The sequence below is a fragment of the Leucobacter aridicollis genome, from assembly GCF_024399335.1.
Classification (GTDB): domain Bacteria; phylum Actinomycetota; class Actinomycetes; order Actinomycetales; family Microbacteriaceae; genus Leucobacter; species Leucobacter aridicollis_A.
Genome location: NZ_CP075339.1, coordinates 565,623 through 586,427, shown reverse-complemented (window position 1 = coordinate 586,427; position 20,805 = coordinate 565,623). Strand labels below are relative to the sequence as shown.

Sequence of the window (20,805 nt, the reverse complement as noted above, 5' to 3'; positions counted from 1 at the left end):
CTTCTCGCTGCGCTGCTCTGTCTCTGCACTAGTTGCCACGTTACTCACCCTTTGAGTGTACTCGCCCACTATCCCCAGATCACGAGCATGCGATACGTCATGACCGCGACAGACAGCCCAACAACCGCGAGCACGAGGTTCGCGAACCGTGTGCGGTCGATGAGCGCCCAAAAGCCCGCACCGATGGGAAGCGCGAGGGCGACGATGAGGTACATCCAGAACTCAAGCGGGTCACCGACAGGCGCGTTGCCAGCCAACGGCGCGACGATCGAGATCACAACCTGCACGACGAGCAGTACCGCGACGAGCGCCGTCGCCCCCATCGTGTAGTCGTTCGGGGCTTGCTTGCGCAGCCCCTGCACCGCGCACATCACTGCGGCGACCAACGAGACAGCGATCGTGACGTAGCTGAACCAGGCGATCATGCTGCCCCTCCGGTTTCTTGTGACGGGAAGTTGGTGATGACGCGGCTGCGCCCGCCCTTGATCTCGACAAGGCCCACAAGTCTGTCTCCCGCCGCATCCGAATCGCTGCCGGGGAAGATCGCCGCGACGAGCGGGGCGGGCGCGTGCCGTTCAGGATCGACACTCAGCCGCTTCCCGTTCGCGAGATCCTTCGCTTCCTCGGCGTCGAGTTCAAGCACTGTGAACAGCCTGCGCGCGATATCCGCCGGCGGGTACAGAACGCCGGGGTCACCGGCAACCGTGCCATCGCCGACGAGTTGTGCGTGCGGCGTCGCCGCATCAACAGAGAACGGCCCGACGGCGGTGCGCCTGAGCGCGGTGAGGTGGCCGCCGACTCCCAGTTTCTCGCCGAGGTCGCGTGCGAGCGCGCGCACGTACGTTCCAGTTGAGCAGCGCACGACAGCGTCTAAGTCGATGACCTCGACGGGCTCGCCTCCTGGTCCCGGCACTGTCAGGATCCGCGGCTCGCCAATATCAAACCCGTGAATCGTGACCGGGCGCTTCTTCAGCACGACGTCCTCGCCCGCGCGCACGCGATCGTAAGCACGCTTGCCGTCGACACGGATCGCGCTCACAGCGCTCGGCGCCTGCTCAATCGGCCCGGTGAGGTCTGTGACGCCGGCGGTGATGCGATCCTGATTCGCGAATACCTCAGCGACGAGACCCGCCGGGGCCGCAGCAGTGATCTCTCCCTCGCGGTCGTCGGTGACAGTCGAGAGCCCCAGCCGGATCGTGGTCGTATATGTCTTGTCGAGCCCGACGAGGTGCGTCAGTAGCCGTGTCGCCGGACCCGCACCGAGCACGAGCAACCCCGTCGCCATCGGGTCGAGGGTGCCGGCGTGGCCGACCTTCTTGGTGCCGAGAGCCCGACGGCTCTTGGCGACAACGTCGTGGCTCGTCCAGCCCTCAACCTTGTCAACGAGCAAGATCGCGCCCTGCGGCATATCTGCAAACTTCACCCCCCAAGCCTAACGCCGGTGGACGGCCCGACACCGCGCCGCCTCGTAGACTCGAGGGGTGGGAAGTCTTCGGGAGCCAGCGGCGAAACAGTCGGCCATGAGCCACGCCCTCATCGACTGGTTTGGCACTGCAGCGCGAGATCTGCCGTGGCGCGCGCCCGAGACGTCGGCGTGGGGCATCCTCGTCTCCGAGTTCATGTCGCAACAGACCCAGGTGGAGCGGGTCATACCGCACTGGCTCGAGTGGATGGATCGCTGGCCCACCCCCTCTGCGCTCGCCGCCGACGAACCTGGCGAGGCAGTGCGGGCGTGGAAACGGCTTGGCTACCCGCGTCGTGCGCTCTGGCTCCACCGGGCCGCAGTCGAGATTGCCGAACGGCACGGCGACCAGGTGCCCGCCGACATCGACAAGCTGCTCGCGCTCACCGGAATCGGCCCGTATACGGCACGGGCGGTCGCGGTCTTCGCGTTTGGTGACACGCACCCAGTCGTCGACACCAACACCCGCCGCGTGATCGCGCGCGCCGTGCACGGCAAGGCTGCGGCAGGCATGCCGGCCCCGCGCGACCTCGACGACATGACCGCGTTGCTGCCAGCCGAGCGCGACGCGGCGGCGGTGTTCAACGCTGCAGCAATGGAGCTCGGCGCGACTGTGTGCACGGCCCGGGCGCCGAAGTGCGGCGAATGCCCCATCGCCGAGCTCTGCGAGTGGCGGGGCGCTGGCTACCCAGACAATGCGCCAACAAAGCGACCCAAGCAGGCATCGTTCGAGGGCAGTGACAGGCAGGCGCGTGGCAAAATCATGCAGCTTCTCCGCGGCGCGACGGAGGCCGTCGATCCTGCGGCGGCGCTCGCGGCCGCAGCCGAGGGGGGCCGCGTTGGCGAAGCGCGCGACGAGGCCCAGCCGCAACGGGCCCTCGACTCACTCATCGCCGATGGGCTCGTCGTCGAGTTCGAGGGCGGGCTCCGCCTCCCTTAGCCGGCCTCCCTCAGCTGTGGCCGTCCGCCCTGCCTCCCTCACCTGCCGCCCTGCCTTCCTCACCTGCCACCCGGCCTTCCTCACCTGCCACCCGGCCTTCCTCACCTGCCACCCGGCCTTCCTCGCAGGCCTCCCAGCCTCCTCGCCGGCCTCCCCCACCTGCCTCCCAGCCGGCCTCCCAGCCTCCCGGCCTCCCGGCCTCCTCGCCAGCCTCCGACCCCGCTCGGGTTGGCAGTTGTGGTCGCTTGGGCGCTCGCCAAGTGACCACAACTGCCAACTCTCCGGGGGAGATAATCCGAGCGGGGCGGTGAACCACGAGTGAAGCAGAATTCATGGCACCGTCACGCTGCCGTCGAGCTGCGGCCACGCTGTATAGACAACTTGGATACCTGAGCGTCTCACGCGGCGCACGAAAGAGAGGAATCCATGTCAATCGGCAGATTTGCGGGGCTAGCGCTCGCGGGCGTCGCGCTTCTTGGAGTGCAAGCCGCGCTTCCCACTGCGACCGCTGCAGCAGCGGTCACCCAGAGCGAAGTCGCAGCACCCGCGGCGAGCCTCGAGAGCGGCCGCTACGTCGGCCCACAAAGCATTACCTTCACCGCCCAGGCCGGCGCGGAAATCCGTTACACCCTTGACGGCACCCACCCGACCCGAAAGAGCCAGCTGGCTACCGGCCCAATCGCAGTCGAACGCACCTCGAACGTCACCGCGGTCGCGTTCACCGACCGTGCCGAGAGCCTCCCGACCATCCGGGGCATTCTCGTGAAGTCTGCTGAGGAGCCACTCTCGCAGTTCGCCGTTATGAGTGACATCCATCTCTCAACGGGAACCGGTCCGTCGTGGGACAAGTGGACGGGCTACTTCGACACGCTACGGCGCATTATGCCGAGCCCCGACGCGATCATCTCAAACGGTGACCAGATCAACGACAACCACTTCAACACCGCGTCAGACCATCAGTACCCGCGCACCATGCTCGAACAGAACCTCGCGCGCACAGGCATGACTGACACAAAGATCATGATGTCGTTCGGCAACCACGACGACCGTGTCTACCGCATGGCCGAGCAGTACCCTGACGCCTGGTTCCCAGGCGAAACCGGCTACTACGAAGCGGAGATTGGCGGCTTCCCCGCCTTCGTAGTGAACACCGAAGCCTGGAATATCGCACAGGCGAACTGGCTGTACGGCAGGCTCGACGCGCTCTCGAAGGATCCCGCCACTCAGGGCCAGCCGATCTTCGTGTTCGGCCATAGGCCGATCCCGGCGACAGTTTGGGACGGCGCGCAGGCATCCAACTCCGGCCTGAAGCAGAACCTCAGCGATTTCCCACAGGTCGTCTACTTCTCGGGGCACTCCCACCTGAACATCACCGACGAGCGTTCGATCCACCAAGAGGACTTCACCTCGGTCAACGAGGGGTCGATGTCATACGGGGAAAACGATGGGAAGTTCCAGGCGTTCGGCCCGGGCCTCGCCCGCGACGCGACGATCCCGACTGCCCAGTCAGTCGTCGTCGACGTCTACGCGGACCGCATTGAGATCGACAGGATTAACTACGCGGCCGACCCAGGCCGCACCTACACTGACGAGGGCGTCTGGAGCTTCCAGGAGAAGCCACCCTTCAACTCTTCCGGTTCGCTCGCCGGCCCGACCTGGACAATCGCCCGGGGCGCGACCCCGGCCGAGACTCAGGCGAAATTCACGTACACCAAGGCGAACCGCAACGCGGTCGCGCCGACCTGGGGCGAAGAGCAGCCGACAGTGCGTCAGACCGAGAGTGGGCCTGTGCTGCGGCTCCCCCAGGCCGGCGATGATCAGTTCACCTCTGAGTACACCCTCGTGGTGAAGGATGCTCAGAGTGGCGCGACAACCACGCTTGTGCCTGCGAACGGGAGGATCTACTCCGACTACGTTGTCGCCCCGAAGCCCGCAGTACTCGACATTCCGCTTGCCGTGCGCGCGGGCGACAGGGTCGGCCAGCCGATTGACCGCACGCTCGAGTCTGGCCGCAGCTACGAGGCGACGCTGACGGCGTACGACTCCTACGGAAACGCGAGCGCCCCGCGCAGCTTCGCATTCACCGCCGGCGACATCGACCGCAGCGGGATCGAGCGCGCAACCACCGCGGCGACCGCTGTCGTCGAGAGGGTCGAGCGAGTTCTCGGCGTGCTGTCGCCCGCTGAGCCCGCTGACTTCGACGTCGTCGTAGCAGATGTCTCCGCCGCGAAACTCGCCGCGGCAGAGCTGCGGTCGCGGATCGAAGCCGCGCCCACAACGCAGGATGCGGCGGATGCGGCAGCGTGGGCAATCGCAGACGCGACTCAGGAACTCGCCGCGCACCTCGTGCCCGTTGACCGCGGCGGTCTTGCCGCGGCGATCGCCAAAGCACACGCCGCGATCGACGCTGCTGCGACGACTCAGGCCCGAGTAACCGCCTCGGGCGACGAGACCGAGCTGAAACTCCGCGCCGAACTTGCCGAGGCAGAAGAGATCCAAGGGACGCTGAATGTTCCACAGAGCGCACTCGACGCCGCAACCGACGAGCTCACCGCAGCGCTGACAGCATGGCAAACCTCTACCGACCCTGAAACCGGCACGGGCACGGACCCTGGGACAACGCCAGGCACCGACAGCCCGGATACACCGGGCACAGGAGCGACCCAGGGGAACACGGCAAACGGTGACCCGCTTGCCAACACGGGATCAGCCGTGCTCGCGGGCGTCGGTGTGCTCGCTGTCGTCGCGCTCGGCGCTGGAGGCGCACTGCTCGCCGCCCGCCGCATGCGCACAAACTAGCTGCGTGCCGGCGTATACCCGGGTGGAGGCCGTGGTCAGGGCCTCACCCGGGTATACGCCTGCGGCCTACTCCGCAGGCGTGAGCGTCACGACCTTGCGCTCAACGAGCAGCGGAATGATCGTGCCGAGCCCAATCTGCGTGAAGTGTTCGGTCTCGCGGTGCGCCGCAAAGTCGGCTGCCGAGGCGTACTCCTCGACAATCACAAACTCTTCGGGGCGCTCGAGATCACGCGTGATCGTGTACGAGATGTTGCCTGGCTCCGTGCGGCTGCCGGCGGCGAGCTGCGGCAGCAGCGCCGCGACCTCGTCTGCGGTCTCGGGTGAGGCGAAGTAGCGGGCGATGACTGTAAACACTGTGGTCTCCTTCGAGTGGGGACGTATTTGGGGACAGATTCAGGGTGTGGGCGGCTAACCCGCGCGCTCGTACTCCCAGAGCTTTGGAGTGCTCGTCGAGACCCCGACGGCCCCGTGTGACAGCGCCGCCTCGACCTCGGTAGGAGATGTCACAAACCCGGAGGCCACGACCGGCCGAATGCGCATGATCTCGTGGCCTGCCACGAACGGAAGCACAGGGGCTGGCATGAGCTGCAACAGGTCAGGCTTCGCCCCGTGCACCGCGGCGACGCCACGCTGAATGTTTGAGCGATCGGTGATGAATAGCTTCTGCACTGTCAGCAGGCCGGCCTCCTGGGCCCGCGGGATCAGCGATCCGCGGGTCGTCAGGAGGCCGTCCGCGCCGAGCCGGGCCAGGTAGTCAACGCCGCCGCGATCCTGCGCGAGACCGACGATCGAGTCGATGTTCACGAACACGACTTTGCGGGGCCGCTCGTGGATTCGCGCGATCGCCGCTTCGAGCTCGATGAGGTCGGTCTGCGCGAGGAAGCAGAATTGCGCCGACGACTCGATGAACGCTTCAAGGTGTGGGCGGTCGAGAACCGACGCAATCACCGGCCGTGTATGCAGGCCAACGAGTTCTTTCAGGCGCGCGCGACGCACCGGATCGATCTGTGCCTCACGCCTTGAAGCGGTCATAGGAGTTAGAGCCCTAGCTTTCCGGGGTTCAGAATGCCCTTGGGGTCAAGCGTAGCCTTGATCGCTCGCAGCACGTCGAGCCCGGCACCGAGCGATTCGGCCATGTAGGGCGCACGCACGAGACCGACGCCGTGGTGGTGGCTGAGCGTCGTCTGGTGGCGCACGATGACCTCGTTTGCCGCGTCCCAGGCCGCGCGGTACCACTCGGCACGGTTCGCGGGGTCTTCGACCTCGCCACGGAACGAGAAGTAGACGCAACCGGCATCCGTATATGCGTGCGACTGGTGCGCCGAGGCACGGAGCGTGCCTGGCAGCGCCTGCACAGCCTCAACGACCTCGTTGTACACGTCAGACAGCGCCGACCATGCGCCGCTCATCTCGAGGGTGTCAGCCACAAAGCCGGCGCTGCGCTTAAAGCCCTCGGCGCTCTTGCCCGTGAGGTAGCGCGTCTCGTACCAGCGTTCGAGCAGTGCGTCGCCGTCGAGCTCGACTCCCTCGTACTGGCGGCACACCTCTTCGGAGATCGCGATGACCGCATCGACGATTTTCGGGTCGCCCTCGTCGGCGATGAGGATCACGTTCTGCTCGGGCATATCGAACTGCAGACCGCTCTCGAGCTCGTCGTACAGGCGTAGCGCCGCGGGGGTGGCCCCGCGCTGCAGGATCTCGCGGCAGACGTCGAGGCCCACCTTGAACGAGGGGAACCCGAACGCGATCGCCTTCGTGTAGTCGGGGAGCCGGTGAAGCTTGAGCTTCACCGAGGTGATCACGCCGAGCGTGCCCTCCGAGCCGACGAACAGCTGCTGCAGGTCGCTGCCAACAGCGGAGCGGCCGGCGGCGCCAACCGTGATGAGCGAGCCGTCTGCGAGCACGACCTCGAGGCCGGCAACCATGTCCTCAATCTTGCCGTAGCGGGTCGAGAGCTGGCCCGCCCCGCGGCAGGCAACCCAGCCGCCGACTGTGCTGATTCCAAAGGAGGAGGGCCAGTGGCCGCTCGTCATGCCGTACTTCTCTTGTACGAGCTCCTCGAACACGTCGCCGAACATACCTGCTTCGACGGTGACGATCTGGCTCTCGGCGTCGAAATCGAGCTCCCGGTTCAGGCGGCAGACGTCGAGCACGATGCCGCCGCGCAGCGGCAGGGCCGCGCCGGTGACGTTCGAGCGGCCAGCCGACACTGTCACGGGGATGCCGTGCTCGTTCGCGAGGCGCATGACCTGCTGAATTTGTTCGACCGAATCAACCTCGACGAATACGCCCTCGATGATCGCTGGCTCCCCGCCCGTCTCTGCGATCATTGTGCGCGCCCACCAGTCGCGGGTGTTCGCGACGATGTCTGCCGCGTCGTTTGTGACAGCTACTGCGATGCCGCGCAGCTGCTCGACAACTGTCTCGGGCACCGCCACGACGTCTGCCTGCAGCGATCCGCTCAGCTGCTCGGTTGTGACAGTTTCAGGGGCCCAGCCGGGAGGGGTGTGTGCCCCGACGACGTAGTTCCTCTTGTTGTATCCGCGGCGAACCGCTTCCCGACTCATCATGACGATGTGCCTCCCATCAGCACTGCTTTTTCTATCTGGATCTGTTCGTTGTAATTCGTGACCTGCGCCGCAATCTCTGAGTCGCTCAGCCCGAGTTCTCGGCCGAGGATCTCGCCGACCCTGCCAGCCGCGACGCCCGAGGCGTCGCGCGCCATGAGGCGCGAGCGAGTGCGGCGGCTGAGCACGTCATCGACTGTGTGCGCCATCTCGTAGCGGGCCGCGAAGATGACCTCTGCTTCGATGTACGGCAGCCCTTCGACGACGGGTGCGGTGAGCGCGGGGTCCGCGGCGATCATCTGCGAGATGAACCTGGACTCGGTGCCGAAGCGTTCGGCGAGGTGAGCCGGCAGCCCGCCGGATGCCGTGGCGGCCTGGCCGTCGTAGCCTGCAGCGCCAAGCAAGTACGCCTTTTTCGTGCGGCACTTTGCGCGTTCGCCGAGGACCTTGAGTACCGCGTCGACAGTCTGCTCGGCCATGTGGCGCGAGGTCGTGAGCTTGCCGCCGACGACCGTGACGAGGCCGTCTGAGTCCGTGCGGATCTCGTGGTTGCGCTTCACGTCGAGCGTCTTCCCGCCCGCCGCCGCGACGAGGGGTCGGGTGCCGGCGATCGAGCCGAGCACGTCTTCCGGCTTGATCTCGGTGCGCAGCGCGTGCATGGCGCCGTCGAGCAGGAAGTTCATTTCTTCATGCGTGCAGCGCGCGGCATCGAGGTCGCCCGTGTAGTCCTCGTCGGTCGTGCCGAGCAGCGCAGTATCGCCCCAGCGGGTGATTGTGGCGCGGCGGGTACGGCCCGGGATCGGGATCGTAATCGTGCACGAGTTCTGTATCTTCGACCACGGCACCGACACGTGCACGCCCTTCGCCGGGCGGATGTTTGGCTTGTCGGTTCCGGGCCTCGTGCCGTCCCAGTCGCGCAGCCAGGAGCCGACAGCCATGACAACCGAGCGGCCACGAATCTGCACCTCGCCGCCGTCGATCTCAGCGACGACGCCTGAGACCTTGCCGCCGTCGCGCATCACGTCGGTTGCCTTCGCGTAATTCGCAATCGCAGCGCCGTGAAAGGCCGCGGTGCGTGCGATGTTCAGCGTCAACCGTGCGTCGTCAGCGCGCGAGTCGTAGTACATGAAGCCGCCCTCGAGCTTGTCTGCGACAAACAGGGGGCTCTGCGCGAGCACCTCCTCCTTCGAGAGCTTTTGGTGCAGTACGCCCTCGCGCCACCCGCCCGCAAAGTCGTAGGTCCAGAGCAGCGCTTCGAAGCCCGAGGCGAGCCTGCGGTCGAAGACGCCGTCTTCCGAGAGCACGGGGAACAGGAACGGGAGGCGCTGCACGAGGTGGCCGGCGTTGCGGCGAAGCCGCTGGCGCTCGAGCAGCGAGTGGCGCACGAGCGGCAGGTTGCCCTGCTCGATGTAGCGAAGCCCGCCGTGGATCATCTTCGAGGACTTGCTCGATGTGCCCGAGGCGAAGTCGTCTTTCTCAATGAGCGCGACGCTCAGCCCACGGAGGGCCGCGTCGAGCGCAGCGTATGCCCCCGTGATGCCGCCGCCAACGATGACGACGTCAAAGGTCGCGTCCTCCATGCGGCGAACTGCGTTCGCTCTGCTGAGCGCGGGAGCCTCCACTGGGGACAGGCTCTGGCGCTCTGTATTTGCGCGTTTTTCAGGAAATCTCATTCCCTAGTCGATTCCTTTCTTGCGTCTGCGAGCTCCATCTCGGTGAGCACGCGTTGCCGCCACAGGGCGACACGTTCCTCGCGCTCATCGGGGCTCATCTGGGGTTCAAACACGTCTGGGGTGCCAAGCAGCTCACGGGTGTCTGCGAGCGAGTCCCACACGCCGAGGCTCACCCCGCCGAGGAATGCCGCGCCGCGCAGCGACGCCTTATCCGTGTCGCGGAACCGGTGGTGCGGCACACCCGTGAGATCGGCCTGCAACTGCACAAGCGGGTCGGAGCTCGAAAGCCCACCGCCGATGTTGACCTTGCCGATCTCGACGCCGGCAACCTCTTTATCGGCATCAATGCTCCAGCCGACCGACTGGGCGATGCCCTCAAGCACGGCGAGCGCGACGTCCTCGCGGGTTGTCGACATTGTGAGACCACCAATAAGGGCGCCGACGCCAGCGTTCACGCTCGGCATGCGAACACCCGTGAGCGCCGGCACCGAGTGCACGGACCCCATGCGCCCGTTGGCGGCAAGCTCACTGATGTGTTTGCCCGAGTCGAACAGGCGCAGCTTGTCGACGAGCCAGTCGATGGCGGAGCCTGTCGTCGAGGTAAAAGTCTCGATCGAGTAGCGGGAGATACCGGCTTCGCGCCAGGCAACGAGGCTCAACGCGCCCTGATAGCGACCGTCGTTTTCGGGCAGGTGCGTGCCGAGGTTCAGGTCGACGAACGACCCGGTGCCGTGCACACACATTACGTCGCCCTTGTCGATGACACCGAGCCCAACCATTGCAGCGTGCTGGTCTCCCGCAGCCGCAACGATCGGCAGTTCGACGCCGAGAATCTCGGGGCGGAGCGTTCCGAAGTCTGAGACGTCGTCGCGCAGTTCTGGCAGCAGCTCGAGTGGGAAGCCGAGCGCCTCGATGAACTCGGTGTGGTAGCTGTGGTCTGCGAGGCGGTAGGCCCCCGAACTCACCGCGTTCGTTGCCGTGGCGACGAGTTCACGCCTGTTCGACAGCGACCACAGCAGCCAGGTGTCGACGGTGCCGAACGCGAGGGTGCTCCGTGCCTGGCATTCCCGTGCGCGCGCCTGCTGCGGGTCTGCGAGCACCCGTGCTGCCCACAGGTACACGTTGCGCACGCCTGTGGGGCGGCCGATGCTCGGCCACAGCCGAGCGTCCCACTCATCCGAGAGCGCTGCGAGATCCGCCGCGTACTGGGTGTCCTGCCACACCATCGATGGCGCGACGGGCTCACCCGTCGCGGTGTCCCACAGCGTCGCGGTTGCGCGCTGCGTCGCGATGGCGACTGCTGTGACATGCAGCCTGTGCTCCTGCGCCGAAGCGTATGCGGCGCGCAGCGTACGGATCGTTTTCTCGAGGATCTCGCTAGCGCTCTGTGCCACGACCCCGGGGCGTGGGGAACTCACCGACAACCGTTCGTAGGTGAGTCCGCCCACGTCACCGTCGGCGGTCACCCAGGCGGCACGGGTGCCAGTTGTGCCCTCGTCGATTGCGAGTATTGCCTGTTTCACCGCGTACTCCTTTGCGTCGTTGTCTTAGCGAGTGGTGACTGCGTCGCGGAACTGCGGGGCCTCGGGCTCCTCGTCCGGGTTGAAGTCAGCGCGGCTCGGCTCCCACTTGATCACCCAGCAGATAACTGCCGCGACGAACGGCACTGCCGAGAGGATGAGGAACGTCGGGCCGAGCCCGAGATCTTCCTTAAGGATCGGGAACACGACGAGGCCGAGGGCCGCGCCGAGGCTGCCGATCGCGCCGATGAAGCCGTTGGCTGTCGCACGCAGCTCACTGCGGAACGACAGTGTCGAGAGGCTCTTACCGTTCGCGCCGGGCCCGCCCGAGTGGAACAGGATGAACAGCGACGGCACGATGAACGCGAGCCACAGCGGCATCGTGTTGAATGCGAGGCCGAGAATGACGAGCATCACGAACACGAGCGAGAAGCCGATCGCCGAGGCGCGGCGAAGGCCGAGCTTCTTCGCGATGAGCGGCGAGGTGAAGCCGCCGATGATGCCGAACGCGTTGAAGACGAGCGTGCCAACCGTGGCGAGCACGAAGTCGCCCTCGCCAAAGATTGCGATCGAGATGATCGGGAGGTACCAGCCGACGGCGAAGTACTGCAGCGACTGGCCCATCTGCACCGTCGACGCGAGGATCGTGCGCGGCAGGTAGATGCCGCGGAAGATGAGCGCGACGTTGCCAATGCCCTTGGTCGCAACGCCTTCCATGGGGATGCGCTCGGCCTCGGGAGCCGCTTCGAACTTTTCGCCGTAGATCTTGGTCATCGATCGCGCGGCCTCATCGAGCCTGCCCTTTCGCGCGTACCAGCTCGGGCTCTCGACGAGCTTCACCGCCTGGGCGATGAAGAGCAGCAGCGCGACGATGCCGGCTGTGCCGACGGCATAGCGCCAAATCGAATCGCCAACATTCATGTTGTGGAAGCCGATCGCGAGGATGAGGTTCGACGATACTGCGGTGTACCAGATGCCCTGCCACGTGTTGATCCGCGCGCGGAACCGAGCTGGGGTGAACTCCGCGAGGAGGGCCATAGCGATCGCGAAGTCGATGCCGTATGCGGCGCCGACAAAGAAACGACCGGCCACGACCAACTCGAAGCTCGGAGCGAAGGCAGCGATGAACGCACCCGCCATTGCGAGTACCTTCGCGACGAGCAACGGGCCGACGCGGCCAAAGCGGTCTGCGAGCCAGCCGCCGATCGGGTTGAACACGAGTGCGACCCAGGACGCCATCGAGGTGAGCAGTGCGATCTGGCCCGCGCTGAGCTCAAGGTCCTTCGTCATGGGGCCGAGGCCCGCAGAGAGCGCCGAGTTCGAGAAAGCGTCAAGGAAGAGCCCGCCGAGGGCGAGCCACCAGATCCAGCCGGCACGGCCGCGAATCTGCGTACGCGAGTCGATGTACGAGACGACATCGCCGATCCCGCGAAGTATCTGTGTTGCCATGAAAATGACCTCTCTGTCATACCTGGCAAGGGGTCACAACAGAAAGAGGGCAAGACAAAGACTCCATACCAGGAATTCTTTGATTCTTGCCCTGTTGCCCTGAAGTTAGCACCGAACGCTCGCCGCCGTCAATTCCGAAAACGATTCCGAGGGCTTTTCTCCGACCCGCAAGTTTCGTACTATGGGTTCAGCGTTCTAGACCTCCAGAATCACGCGTCTCATTCTTTCGTGCGCGAGCACTGTGAGCGGAATCGCTACTATTCGGCTCCCGAGTGTCACGTACGTCTGTCTCCGAACCGAAGGAATTCTCAATGACGAATATTCGTGGCGCAGTCCTCACTTCCTCAGGCAGCCCCCGTCCCTGGGCCGCCTCCCGCCCCATCGAGATCCGTGATCTCGAACTGCAGGCGCCAGGCCCTGGCGAACTTCTCGTGCGCATCGAAGCCGCAAGCATCTGCCACTCGGATCTTTCAGTTGTCGACGGCAACAGGCCGCGACCGCTGCCAATGCTGCTCGGGCATGAGGCTGCCGGCCGAGTAGAGGCAGTCGGGTCGGCGGCAGACGACGGCCTCGTGGGGCGCAGGGTCGTGATGACGTTCCTGCCGCGCTGCGGCGCCTGCCAAGCCTGCAAGACCGACGGACTGCTCCCCTGCGAACCCGGCACACTCGCGAACTCCGCGGGCACGCTCATGAACGGCGACGTGCGCCTGTTCCACGGCAGCGCCCCGGTCAACCACCACCTCGGTGTTTCAGGGTTCGCGACCCACGCCGTTGTTGATGCGCGCAGTGTCGTCGCAGTCGATGACGATGTGCCTGCCGATATCGCCGCCCTGCTCGGCTGCGCTGTGCTCACTGGCGGCGGCGCGGTCGTCAACGCTGGCAAGCCCGCTGCGGGCGAGACAGTAGCTGTCGTCGGGCTGGGAGGCGTCGGCATGGCGGCGCTTCTCGTCGCCGTCGCAGAGGGGCACCCCGTCGTCGGCATCGACGCGAACGCGGGCAAGTTTCCCGGCGCAACCGCAGCCGGCGCTGTCGAGTGCCTCACGCCGCAGGAGGCGCTCGAGCGGGGAATCCGGTTTCTGGTCGTCATCGAGTGCGCGGGTCACCCGCGCGCGTTTGAGTCGGCGTACGAGCTCACAGCCCCGGGTGGGCGCACTGTCACAGTCGGGCTTCCTGCCCCTGACGCGCGAAGCGAGATCTCACCGCTGACGCTCACCGCCGAGGCCCGCACAGTGATTGGCAGCTACCTCGGTTCAGCCGTCCCGAGTCGCGATATCCCCCGCTATGCGCAGCTGTGGCGAGAGGGCAAGCTCGGGCTTGAGGCGCTCATCTCGGCGACAATCGAGCTCGACGACATCAACGAGGCAATGGACGCGCTCGCAGACGGTGAGGCGCTTCGCCAGATCATCCGCTTTCCCGCTGCGGATCCGCTGTCAGTCTGAACGCTCGCGGGGTTGGAGGCGTGCTTCGTCGCCGACCCCACGCGGCGTCACGCAGCCCCTCACGCCGAGCTGTTGGCTGCGCCCGCATGGTGAGTACCCCGTAGCATCTAGGGAGACACTCCGAAGAGAGGCTTCAGATGGCAGAGACACCGGGCACACCAGAACATCACGGGTCCGAGGTGGGGCCCACTCGCCCGCGCTATGCGTCGCCGGTGCAGCCGGTGCAGCCGGTGCAGCCGCAGGAGCAGCCGACGCAGCGCTTCAGCTACGCGCCACCGCAGGCGCCACCCTACGCCCCACCGCCCGCGATGCCGCCAGGGTTCGCGATCCCGGGCCCCGGGGAGCCCTTTGACGGCGCCGCTTCGCCCGACGATCTGGCGCGCCCGCTGTACGGCGCGAGCTTCGCGCAGGCAATCGTTCGCTTTTTCAAGAACTACGCGTCGTTCTCGGGACGAGCGTCACGCAGCGAGTACTGGTGGGTGATGCTCGCATGCTTCGGACTGTGGTTCGTCGCGGGCACTCTCGCAAACATTATCGAAACCGCTTCATACGCCATATCGGGAGCCTCGTACCAGGCTGCAGCCGTCGTGAACGGAATGCTCGGGCTTGTGCTTGCCGTTGCGGGGCTCGGCCTCATTGTGCCGACGCTTGCGGTGACCTGGCGGCGGTTGCACGACGCAAACCTTCCAGGCCCCCTGTTCTTCGTGATATTGGTTCCGGGATTCGGGTGGATCGCCCACATTGTGCTGCTGGCGCTGCCGCCGAGAGTCGAGGGCAGGCGCTTCTACCGCGCTTTCTAGCGCACGGCGGTTTTAACGACACTGCAGGCTTCCTGCCCGGGGTGTCCCCCAGGGCAGGAAGCCTGCAGTGTCGTGGCTGTAGGGCCACCGGCGGCGCAGTGGCGCCCGGGCCCCGTTTCGCTACGCGGCGTCGGGCAGGCCCGGCAGTGTGCCAAGGCCGTCGACTGCCGGGATCGCCGCGAGTAGGCGCTGCGTATACGGGTCCCGCGGCGAACGCCACACCTGTTCCACAGGTCCGTGCTCGACAATCTCGCCCTTGTTCATGACCGCAACTTCATCTGCGATTGTGCGCACGACAGCGAGGTCGTGGCTGATGAACAGCATCGACGCTCCCGACTCGAGAGCGAGTCGCCGCATGAGGCTCGCAACCTTCGCCTGGAGGCTCGCGTCAAGCGATGCGATGGGCTCGTCGCCGATGAGCAGCTGCGGCCCCGACGCGATTGCGCGAGCGATAGCGATGCGCTGCCGCTGCCCGCCAGAGAACTGGTGCGGGAACCGACTCTGCACATCGCTCGGCAGCTCAACCTCTTCGAGGAGACCAGCGACAGACCAGGAGTCCTTCTGCGGGTTGATACGCAGCCCATCGGCGATCTGCGCGCCAACCGTGCGCCGCGGATTCAGTGAAGCGTACGGGTTCTGGAACACCATCTGAATGCGCAGCAGATCCTTCGGGCGCGTGCGCATCCCGAGCGTGCGAATGGGCTCACCGTTGAAGCGAATGCTGCCCGAGTGAATCGGCTCGAGGCCGCACACCGCGCGGGCAAGCGTCGACTTGCCGCAGCCAGATTCCCCGACGAGGCCAAGCACGCGCTTGGAGGGCAGCTCGAAGCTCACGTCGTTCACCGCGGTCAGTACGCCCCTGCCGGGGAGCTTGTACTGCACCGAAAGCGAGTCGATCCTGAGCAGGGCCGGGTTCGTTGACTGTGAGTTCTGCTCAGGCATGATCCGCCTCCTGTTCGTTGCCCGCCGCATCGACAGCGTCGACGGGGCCGGCTCCCGCTCCCTCGTGGCTTGGGAGCGCGTCGATGAGCGCACGGGTGTACTCGTGCTGCGGGTTTCGCAGCACGTCGTACCGCGTCCCCTCCTCCACAATCTCCCCCTGCCGCAGCACCGAGATGCGGTCGGCGAGGCTCGACATGACGCCGAGATCGTGCGTAATGAGCATCACGGCGAGGCCCATCTCGTCGCAGAGCTGGCGAAGCAGGCGCAAGACGCCCGCCTGCACGGTGACGTCAAGCGCCGTCGTCGGTTCGTCTGCAATGAGGATGCTCGGCTCGCAAATAATCGCGACAGCGATCGCAATGCGCTGCAACTGCCCGCCAGAGAACTGGTGCGGGTACTTTTTCAGCGCCGTCTCGGGCATCGGCACCTTCACCTTGCCGAGCGCCTCGAGCGCACGCTCGCGAGCTTCGGCCTTCGACACCCCGGTGTGGGCGCGGAGGTGATCGGTCAGCTGCCGCTCAATGGTGAGCATCGGGTGCAGACTCGCTGTCGGATCCTGGAACACCATTCCGATACCCTGGCCGCGGATCTTGCCGAGTTCGCGCTCGGGAAGGGTGAGCACGTTGCGCCCACCGAACCGGATCTCGCCGCCCGTTCGCGCATTCGCGGGAAGCAGGCCAAGCATTGCAAGCCCGGTGAGAGACTTGCCCGATCCTGATTCGCCGGCGAGGCCGGTGATCTGGCCCGGGATGAGGTCGATGCTGATGCCGTGCAGGATCTCGCGTTCGCCAATCGCGACGGTGAGATCCCGGATCGCGAGCCCCTCGTCGACCGACACCTCGCGTGCGCCGTCGTGTGTAACTGTTGAGTGGCTCACATTGCCCTCCCCTGCACCGCGTCCTGTGCACGCGGATCGAGGGAGTCGCGCAGCGAATCCCCAATGAAGTTAAACGCCATGACGACCGTGAAGATTGCGAGGCCGGGGAAGGCTGCGATCCACCACGACGAGAACTGCTGCACACCGTCAGAGACCATCGCGCCCCAGTCGGGCGTCGGCGGGGTCGCGCCCAGCCCGAGGAAGCTCAGGCCAGCGAGCAGCAGGATCGCGGTTCCCACGTCGAGCATCGCGAGCACGAACACGGGCGAGAGCACGTTCGGGAGGATGTCGCGTCGAAGCGACGTGAACGGGCCGTTGCCAAGCAGGCGCCCGGCAATGACGTACTCCTGAGTGCGCGCGGAGAGCACGAGCGACCTTGTCACACGAGCGTAGGCGGGCCACGAGACGATGAGCATCGCGATGACAGCGTTCGTGAGGCTCGGGCCAAGCGCCGCGGTGATGACCATCGCGAGGATGATCGTTGGAAACGCGAACACGAGGTCAGCGATACGCATAATCACTTCGTCGACGGCTTTGCCGAAGTACCCGGCGATGGCGCCGAGCGTGCCACCAACGATCATTGATGCGACGACGAGCGAAAGCGCGAGCGGCATCGAGATGCGCGCGCCGCTAATCACTCGGCTGAGCACGTCGCGGCCGACAGCGTCGGTACCGAACAGGTGCGCAGCGCTCGGCGGCTGCAGGCGTTCGAACGCCTGCGCAAGCGGATCGTAGGGAGCAATCGCCGGAGCGAAGATCGCGATGACAAGCCAGATCAGCGCAATCGAAACGCCAGTGAGCGCGAGCGGTGTGCGAAACGCCGGGGAAATCTTCAGCCAGCGGCGCTTTTTCGCGCGCTCGGTCAAGATGTCGGAGCTCATGAGACCCTCACTCTCGGGTCGATGACCCCGTACAGCACATCGACGAGGAAGTTCAGTCCGATGTAGACGATGCCGACGACGAGGCCAACACCCATGATTGCTGGCAGGTCAAGTTTTGTAGCTGCAGAGAACGAGTACTCGCCAAGTCCGTGCCAGGAATACACCTTCTCAACGAGCACTGTGCCCGACAGGAGTGATCCGAACGCGAGGCCGAGCACCGTGATGATCGGCACCATCGCGCCGCGCAGGACGTAGCCGAACACGACCGTGCGCCGCGGCAGCCCCTTCGCGGTTGCGGCCTTCACGTAGTCCATGTCGAGGACCTCGAGCACCGCCGAACGAGCGAATCGTGTCAGCAGGCCGATCGTGTAGAGGGCAAGCACGGAAGCCGGAAGCACGAGGTGGTAAAGCGCGTCCCAGAACGTACCCCACTGGCCCGCAACGATTGAGTCAATCGTGTAGAGCCCCGTCACGTGAGGCGGGGCGATCGCCGTCGGATCGAGCCTGCCTGAGCCGGGGAAGATTCCGAGCACGAAGAAGAAGACGTAGTACACAACGAGCGCGAGCCAGAAGGTCGGCCAGCTGAGCCCGATGAGGCTCACGACGCGAATGATCTGGTCGACGAACGTGCGGCGCTTGAGCGCTGCCCACAGCCCAAGGCCGATGCCGATGATTGCTGAGAACACAATCGCAGACAGCGCGAGCTCAATGGTGGCAGGGAAAGCTGCCGCGAGCTCGTCAGCGACGGGCATACGCGTCTGCGTTGAGACGCCGAGGTTCCCCTGAAGCACGTTGCCGAGGTACGTGAAGTACTGCACGACGAGTGGCTGGTCGAGCCCGTTCTCGGCGCGGAACTTCGCGACGATCTCAGGGTTCGCGGCGGCCTGCTCGCCCAGCGCTGCCTGCACGGGGTCGGCAGGCACAAGGTTGGTGAGCACGAAGGTGACGATAGTCACCCCGAACATGAGGAGGACCGTCAGGCCGAGCCGGACGGCCACGTACCGCACGAACGGGGGGATCCCCCGCCGTGTGGCACGTTCGGCCGTCCGGATCGCGACGGTGCTGTTGTTACTTGATGAGGGCAAGATCCACTGTCCACACGGGGTTCGTCGTGATCGACTCGATCGACGGCGACGTGACCACGTTCTGCGCGGGCTGCAGCAGCGGCACGAAGGGGCCGCTCGCGTTCAGCTCGTCCTGCCATGCCTCGTAGGCGGGTGCGCGATCTTCACCGGTCGCAGCCTTTGCCGCGTTCGAGAGCTCGGTGACCTTCGGGTTTGCGTCAGCAGCCCAGCCTGAGCGGAGCCCAACGAGCTCACCCGGCGAGAACACCGTGTAGTTCGAAGCGTCCGGGAAGTCGGGGCCCCAGTACCACAGACCAATCGTCTCGGTGCCGTTGCGGTACGCGTCAAGCTCGGTCGCGACAGGAGCGGGAGCGAGAGCGACCTCGATGCCGACCTCGCTGAGCTGTGCCTGTACGGCCTCGGCGACGTTCTGCAGTGACAGGCCCTGGACGGTGATGTCGTTCGGGAAGTTCAGGGTGACCTTCTCGCCGGCGTAGCCCGACTTCTTCAGCGCAGCCTTCGCAGCGTCGACGTCGCGCTGGTTGCCCTGCTTCGCGTCAATCGCACCGACAAAGAGCGACGGGATCGGTCCGCCCGGTCGCACCGAGCCCTCGCCCGCGAGGCTGACGATCTTGTCGTAGTCGAGCCCGAGCTTGACTGCCTGCAGGAAGTCGGGGTTGCTTGTGATCTCGCTGATCTCAGGGTTCTGGTTGAGCAGCAGGAAGATCATGTAGCGCGACGGGTTCGAGACAACCTTCACGTCGGCGCTTGCGAGCTCAGCGACCTGGTCAGGGTTCAGATCGAGCGCAACCTGCGACTCGCCCTTCTCGACGTTGAGCTTCTGCGTGGGGCCCTCGACGTTGCGGAGCACGACACGGTCGTACGCAGGCTTGTCGCCCGTGTACTCGGGGTTCGCCTTGAAGACGACCTGCGCCGCAGCGTCGAATGACTCGAGCATGTAGGGGCCCGAGCCTGCCGACTGGCCATTGAGGAACGCCTCAGCGTCGTCAGACTCGTCTGCCGAGCCACCGTTCGCCTCGACGACCTCCTGGTTGACGACCGAAAGCGCCGGGTTCGGCAGAATGAACGGAAGCGCGGGGTTCGGAGTCTCCGAGGTCAGTGTCAGTGTGTCGTCGCCAGTCTTTTCAACCTTGACGCCCTCGAGCAGGAACGACGGGTTTCCGAGGATTCCCTGCACACGGGTCAGCGAGAACACGGCGTCGTCGACAGTCACGTCAGACCCGTCAGAGAACTTCGCGCCGGGCTTCATCGTGAGCGTCAGGACTGTGTTGTCCTCGTTCATCTCGTAGCTTGCGAGGCCGTCGACTGGCTCGGTGACGTCTTCACCGTTGAACGTGAGGAGTGTCTCGTAGAGCGCCTTCGCGACGATCGAGCCCGTCGTCTCGTACTGGCGACCCGGGTCTGCGGTCTTCAGGTCAAAGGAAGCATCGACGACGATTGACTTGCCGCCTCCTGCTGCTTCACCGGTGTCGGGTTTTGCGCCCCCGGCACAGCCGGAGAGGACAAGCGCAGCTGCGGCGACCAGGCCGGTCGCGGCGAAAACGCGCTTCATCGAGTGCTTCATTTGTGGCCTTCCATCGTGCTATCCCTCTTTGGATAACTCTGTACAGAAATTACGCGATACGGGATTATTGTGTCAACTTGGAAACCAGACAACGAAATATGTCCGCACTATACGTGTATATTTTGCAGAAGGTCCACCTAGCAACGGCGCAGAACGACACTGAAAGTACAGAATGCAACTCGATGACATCCACATTCAAATGGTCGATCTGCTGCGGCGCGACGGACGACTGTCAATTGCCGCGATGGCAGAGCAACTCGGGGTCTCCCGGTCGAATGCGTACCAGCGCTACGACGCGCTCGTCGAGGCCGGCGTCATTACCGGCTTCACAGCAACGCTCGACTTCCGCGCAGCCGGCTTCGGTGTTGCGGCGCTCGTGTTCGTATCGCTCGAACAGCAGCGGTGGCAAGAGTTTCGCGAGCGTCTCCCGACTGTCCAAGAACTCGAGTACTTCGCAGTGACGGCTGGAAGCCACGACGGCATGCTGCTCGTTCGCGCCGCTGACGTCGCTGCAATCCACGAGCTCGTCGCGACAAATCTCGCGAAGTGGGACTGCATCAAGTCAACTGAGACTGTCTTCATCATGGACGAGCAGTGGGACCGCGTGAATCTTCGCGCAGGCTTCGCGGGGCGCGCGCTCCGCTCGAAACTCGAGCTGCAAGATGACACCGTCATTGGCGTTTCGCGCATCGCGAGCTACGTCGAACCGGGCGAGGAAAACGAGATCGCCCCGTAGGTCAGCCCGGCGCCGCCACACGCAATCGGCCCCCTGGAAACTCATCCAGGGGGCCGAACGAGCTGTGGAGC

General features: G+C 65.3%; 18 protein-coding genes. 5 read left to right on the top strand and 13 right to left on the bottom strand.

Going from position 1 to position 20,805, the window contains the following annotated elements; genetic code table 11:
- Positions 1-68: 68 nt before the first annotated feature.
- Positions 69-425 carry a hypothetical protein gene (locus KI794_RS02550; RefSeq protein ID WP_119281304.1) on the bottom strand — a complete coding sequence of 119 codons (357 nt, stop codon included), beginning with the start codon at positions 423-425 and terminating at the stop codon, positions 69-71.
- Positions 422-1,408 (bottom strand): tRNA pseudouridine(55) synthase TruB, encoded by a 987-nt coding sequence (truB, locus tag KI794_RS02545; protein ID WP_119281362.1) that lies wholly within the window; start codon positions 1,406-1,408, stop codon positions 422-424. The genes KI794_RS02550 and truB overlap by 4 nt, the downstream gene beginning before the upstream one ends.
- A 112-nt stretch (positions 1,409-1,520) precedes the next feature.
- On the opposite strand from truB, the gene KI794_RS02540 reads away from it, so the two are divergent.
- Both KI794_RS02540 and KI794_RS02535 read left to right on the top strand, forming a co-directional pair.
- A complete protein-coding gene (locus tag KI794_RS02540) occupies positions 1,521-2,402 on the top strand; it encodes an A/G-specific adenine glycosylase (protein WP_255809027.1) in 882 nt (293 codons plus the stop codon).
- Between the two features lie 426 nt (positions 2,403-2,828).
- Positions 2,829-5,201: a chitobiase/beta-hexosaminidase C-terminal domain-containing protein gene (locus KI794_RS02535; protein WP_255809025.1), complete on the top strand. Its 2,373-nt coding sequence runs from the start codon at positions 2,829-2,831 to the stop codon at positions 5,199-5,201.
- A 66-nt stretch (positions 5,202-5,267) separates the two neighbouring features.
- On the opposite strand, the gene KI794_RS02530 is transcribed toward KI794_RS02535, so the two are convergent.
- Genes KI794_RS02530 through KI794_RS02505 form a run of 6 tightly spaced genes read right to left on the bottom strand, consistent with a single transcriptional unit; the run spans position 5,268 to position 12,410 of the window.
- Positions 5,268-5,555, bottom strand: coding sequence for a putative quinol monooxygenase (locus tag KI794_RS02530; RefSeq protein ID WP_255809024.1), 288 nt, complete (start codon positions 5,553-5,555; stop codon positions 5,268-5,270).
- 54 nt (positions 5,556-5,609) lie between these two features.
- The gene (locus KI794_RS02525; RefSeq protein ID WP_255809022.1) at positions 5,610-6,233 is read right to left on the bottom strand and encodes a glycerol-3-phosphate responsive antiterminator; all 624 of its coding nucleotides are present in this window, start codon (positions 6,231-6,233) and stop codon (positions 5,610-5,612) included.
- A 5-nt stretch (positions 6,234-6,238) separates the two neighbouring features.
- Positions 6,239-7,771, bottom strand: coding sequence for an FAD-binding oxidoreductase (locus tag KI794_RS02520; protein ID WP_255809020.1), 1,533 nt, complete (start codon positions 7,769-7,771; stop codon positions 6,239-6,241).
- A complete protein-coding gene (locus tag KI794_RS02515; protein WP_255809019.1) occupies positions 7,768-9,441 on the bottom strand; it encodes a glycerol-3-phosphate dehydrogenase/oxidase in 1,674 nt (557 codons plus the stop codon). Before KI794_RS02515 ends, KI794_RS02520 begins: the two co-directional genes overlap by 4 nt.
- Positions 9,438-10,964, bottom strand: coding sequence for an FGGY family carbohydrate kinase (locus KI794_RS02510; protein WP_255809018.1), 1,527 nt, complete (start codon positions 10,962-10,964; stop codon positions 9,438-9,440). The genes KI794_RS02515 and KI794_RS02510 overlap by 4 nt, the downstream gene beginning before the upstream one ends.
- A 24-nt stretch (positions 10,965-10,988) precedes the next feature.
- Complete coding sequence (locus KI794_RS02505) at positions 10,989-12,410, bottom strand: MFS transporter (RefSeq protein WP_255809016.1); 1,422 nt, start codon at positions 12,408-12,410, stop codon at positions 10,989-10,991.
- A gap of 311 nt (positions 12,411-12,721) precedes the next feature.
- Here KI794_RS02505 and KI794_RS02500 point away from each other — a divergent pair, with 311 nt between their 5' ends.
- Both KI794_RS02500 and KI794_RS02495 read left to right on the top strand, forming a co-directional pair.
- Positions 12,722-13,849: an alcohol dehydrogenase catalytic domain-containing protein gene (locus KI794_RS02500; protein ID WP_255809015.1), complete on the top strand. Its 1,128-nt coding sequence runs from the start codon at positions 12,722-12,724 to the stop codon at positions 13,847-13,849.
- Positions 13,850-13,986: 137 nt separating this feature from the next.
- Positions 13,987-14,649, top strand: a complete 663-nt coding sequence (locus KI794_RS02495) for a DUF805 domain-containing protein (RefSeq protein ID WP_255809014.1) — start codon at positions 13,987-13,989, stop codon at positions 14,647-14,649.
- Positions 14,650-14,769: 120 nt separating this feature from the next.
- Here KI794_RS02495 and KI794_RS02490 read toward each other — a convergent pair whose 3' ends face one another.
- The 5 genes from KI794_RS02490 to KI794_RS02470 all read right to left on the bottom strand — a co-directional run bounded on the left by KI794_RS02490 (position 14,770) and on the right by KI794_RS02470 (position 19,998).
- Positions 14,770-15,591 (bottom strand): ABC transporter ATP-binding protein, encoded by an 822-nt coding sequence (locus tag KI794_RS02490; RefSeq protein WP_255809012.1) that lies wholly within the window; start codon positions 15,589-15,591, stop codon positions 14,770-14,772.
- A complete protein-coding gene (locus KI794_RS02485) occupies positions 15,584-16,468 on the bottom strand; it encodes an ABC transporter ATP-binding protein (protein WP_255809011.1) in 885 nt (294 codons plus the stop codon). Before KI794_RS02485 ends, KI794_RS02490 begins: the two co-directional genes overlap by 8 nt.
- On the bottom strand, positions 16,465-17,349 hold the full coding sequence (locus KI794_RS02480; protein ID WP_255809009.1) for an ABC transporter permease: 885 nt from the start codon (positions 17,347-17,349) through the stop codon (positions 16,465-16,467). The genes KI794_RS02485 and KI794_RS02480 overlap by 4 nt, the downstream gene beginning before the upstream one ends.
- Positions 17,346-18,347 carry an ABC transporter permease gene (locus KI794_RS02475; protein ID WP_255809720.1) on the bottom strand — a complete coding sequence of 334 codons (1,002 nt, stop codon included), beginning with the start codon at positions 18,345-18,347 and terminating at the stop codon, positions 17,346-17,348. Before KI794_RS02475 ends, KI794_RS02480 begins: the two co-directional genes overlap by 4 nt.
- A gap of 70 nt (positions 18,348-18,417) precedes the next feature.
- The gene (locus KI794_RS02470) at positions 18,418-19,998 is read right to left on the bottom strand and encodes an ABC transporter substrate-binding protein (protein WP_255809007.1); all 1,581 of its coding nucleotides are present in this window, start codon (positions 19,996-19,998) and stop codon (positions 18,418-18,420) included.
- Positions 19,999-20,170: 172 nt separating this feature from the next.
- Here KI794_RS02470 and KI794_RS02465 point away from each other — a divergent pair, with 172 nt between their 5' ends.
- Positions 20,171-20,734 carry an Lrp/AsnC family transcriptional regulator gene (locus KI794_RS02465; RefSeq protein WP_119281311.1) on the top strand — a complete coding sequence of 188 codons (564 nt, stop codon included), beginning with the start codon at positions 20,171-20,173 and terminating at the stop codon, positions 20,732-20,734.
- Positions 20,735-20,805 lie beyond the last annotated feature (71 nt).

What these genes read in the sequence shown, in the direction of transcription:
- KI794_RS02495 (WP_255809014.1), top strand. Translation starts at nt 13,987, where the DNA reads ATGGCAGAGACACCGGGCACACCAGAACATCACGGGTCCGAGGTGGGG.
- KI794_RS02480 (WP_255809009.1), bottom strand. Translation starts at nt 17,349, where the DNA reads ATGAGCTCCGACATCTTGACCGAGCGCGCGAAAAAGCGCCGCTGGCTG.
- KI794_RS02470 (WP_255809007.1), bottom strand. Translation starts at nt 19,998, where the DNA reads ATGAAGCACTCGATGAAGCGCGTTTTCGCCGCGACCGGCCTGGTCGCC.
- KI794_RS02540 (WP_255809027.1), top strand. Translation starts at nt 1,521, where the DNA reads ATGAGCCACGCCCTCATCGACTGGTTTGGCACTGCAGCGCGAGATCTG.
- KI794_RS02550 (WP_119281304.1), bottom strand. Translation starts at nt 425, where the DNA reads ATGATCGCCTGGTTCAGCTACGTCACGATCGCTGTCTCGTTGGTCGCC.
- KI794_RS02505 (WP_255809016.1), bottom strand. Translation starts at nt 12,410, where the DNA reads ATGGCAACACAGATACTTCGCGGGATCGGCGATGTCGTCTCGTACATC.
- KI794_RS02465 (WP_119281311.1), top strand. Translation starts at nt 20,171, where the DNA reads ATGCAACTCGATGACATCCACATTCAAATGGTCGATCTGCTGCGGCGC.
- KI794_RS02500 (WP_255809015.1), top strand. Translation starts at nt 12,722, where the DNA reads ATGACGAATATTCGTGGCGCAGTCCTCACTTCCTCAGGCAGCCCCCGT.
- KI794_RS02520 (WP_255809020.1), bottom strand. Translation starts at nt 7,771, where the DNA reads ATGATGAGTCGGGAAGCGGTTCGCCGCGGATACAACAAGAGGAACTAC.
- KI794_RS02515 (WP_255809019.1), bottom strand. Translation starts at nt 9,441, where the DNA reads ATGAGATTTCCTGAAAAACGCGCAAATACAGAGCGCCAGAGCCTGTCC.
- truB (WP_119281362.1), bottom strand. Translation starts at nt 1,408, where the DNA reads ATGCCGCAGGGCGCGATCTTGCTCGTTGACAAGGTTGAGGGCTGGACG.
- KI794_RS02535 (WP_255809025.1), top strand. Translation starts at nt 2,829, where the DNA reads ATGTCAATCGGCAGATTTGCGGGGCTAGCGCTCGCGGGCGTCGCGCTT.
- KI794_RS02490 (WP_255809012.1), bottom strand. Translation starts at nt 15,591, where the DNA reads ATGCCTGAGCAGAACTCACAGTCAACGAACCCGGCCCTGCTCAGGATC.
- KI794_RS02525 (WP_255809022.1), bottom strand. Translation starts at nt 6,233, where the DNA reads ATGACCGCTTCAAGGCGTGAGGCACAGATCGATCCGGTGCGTCGCGCG.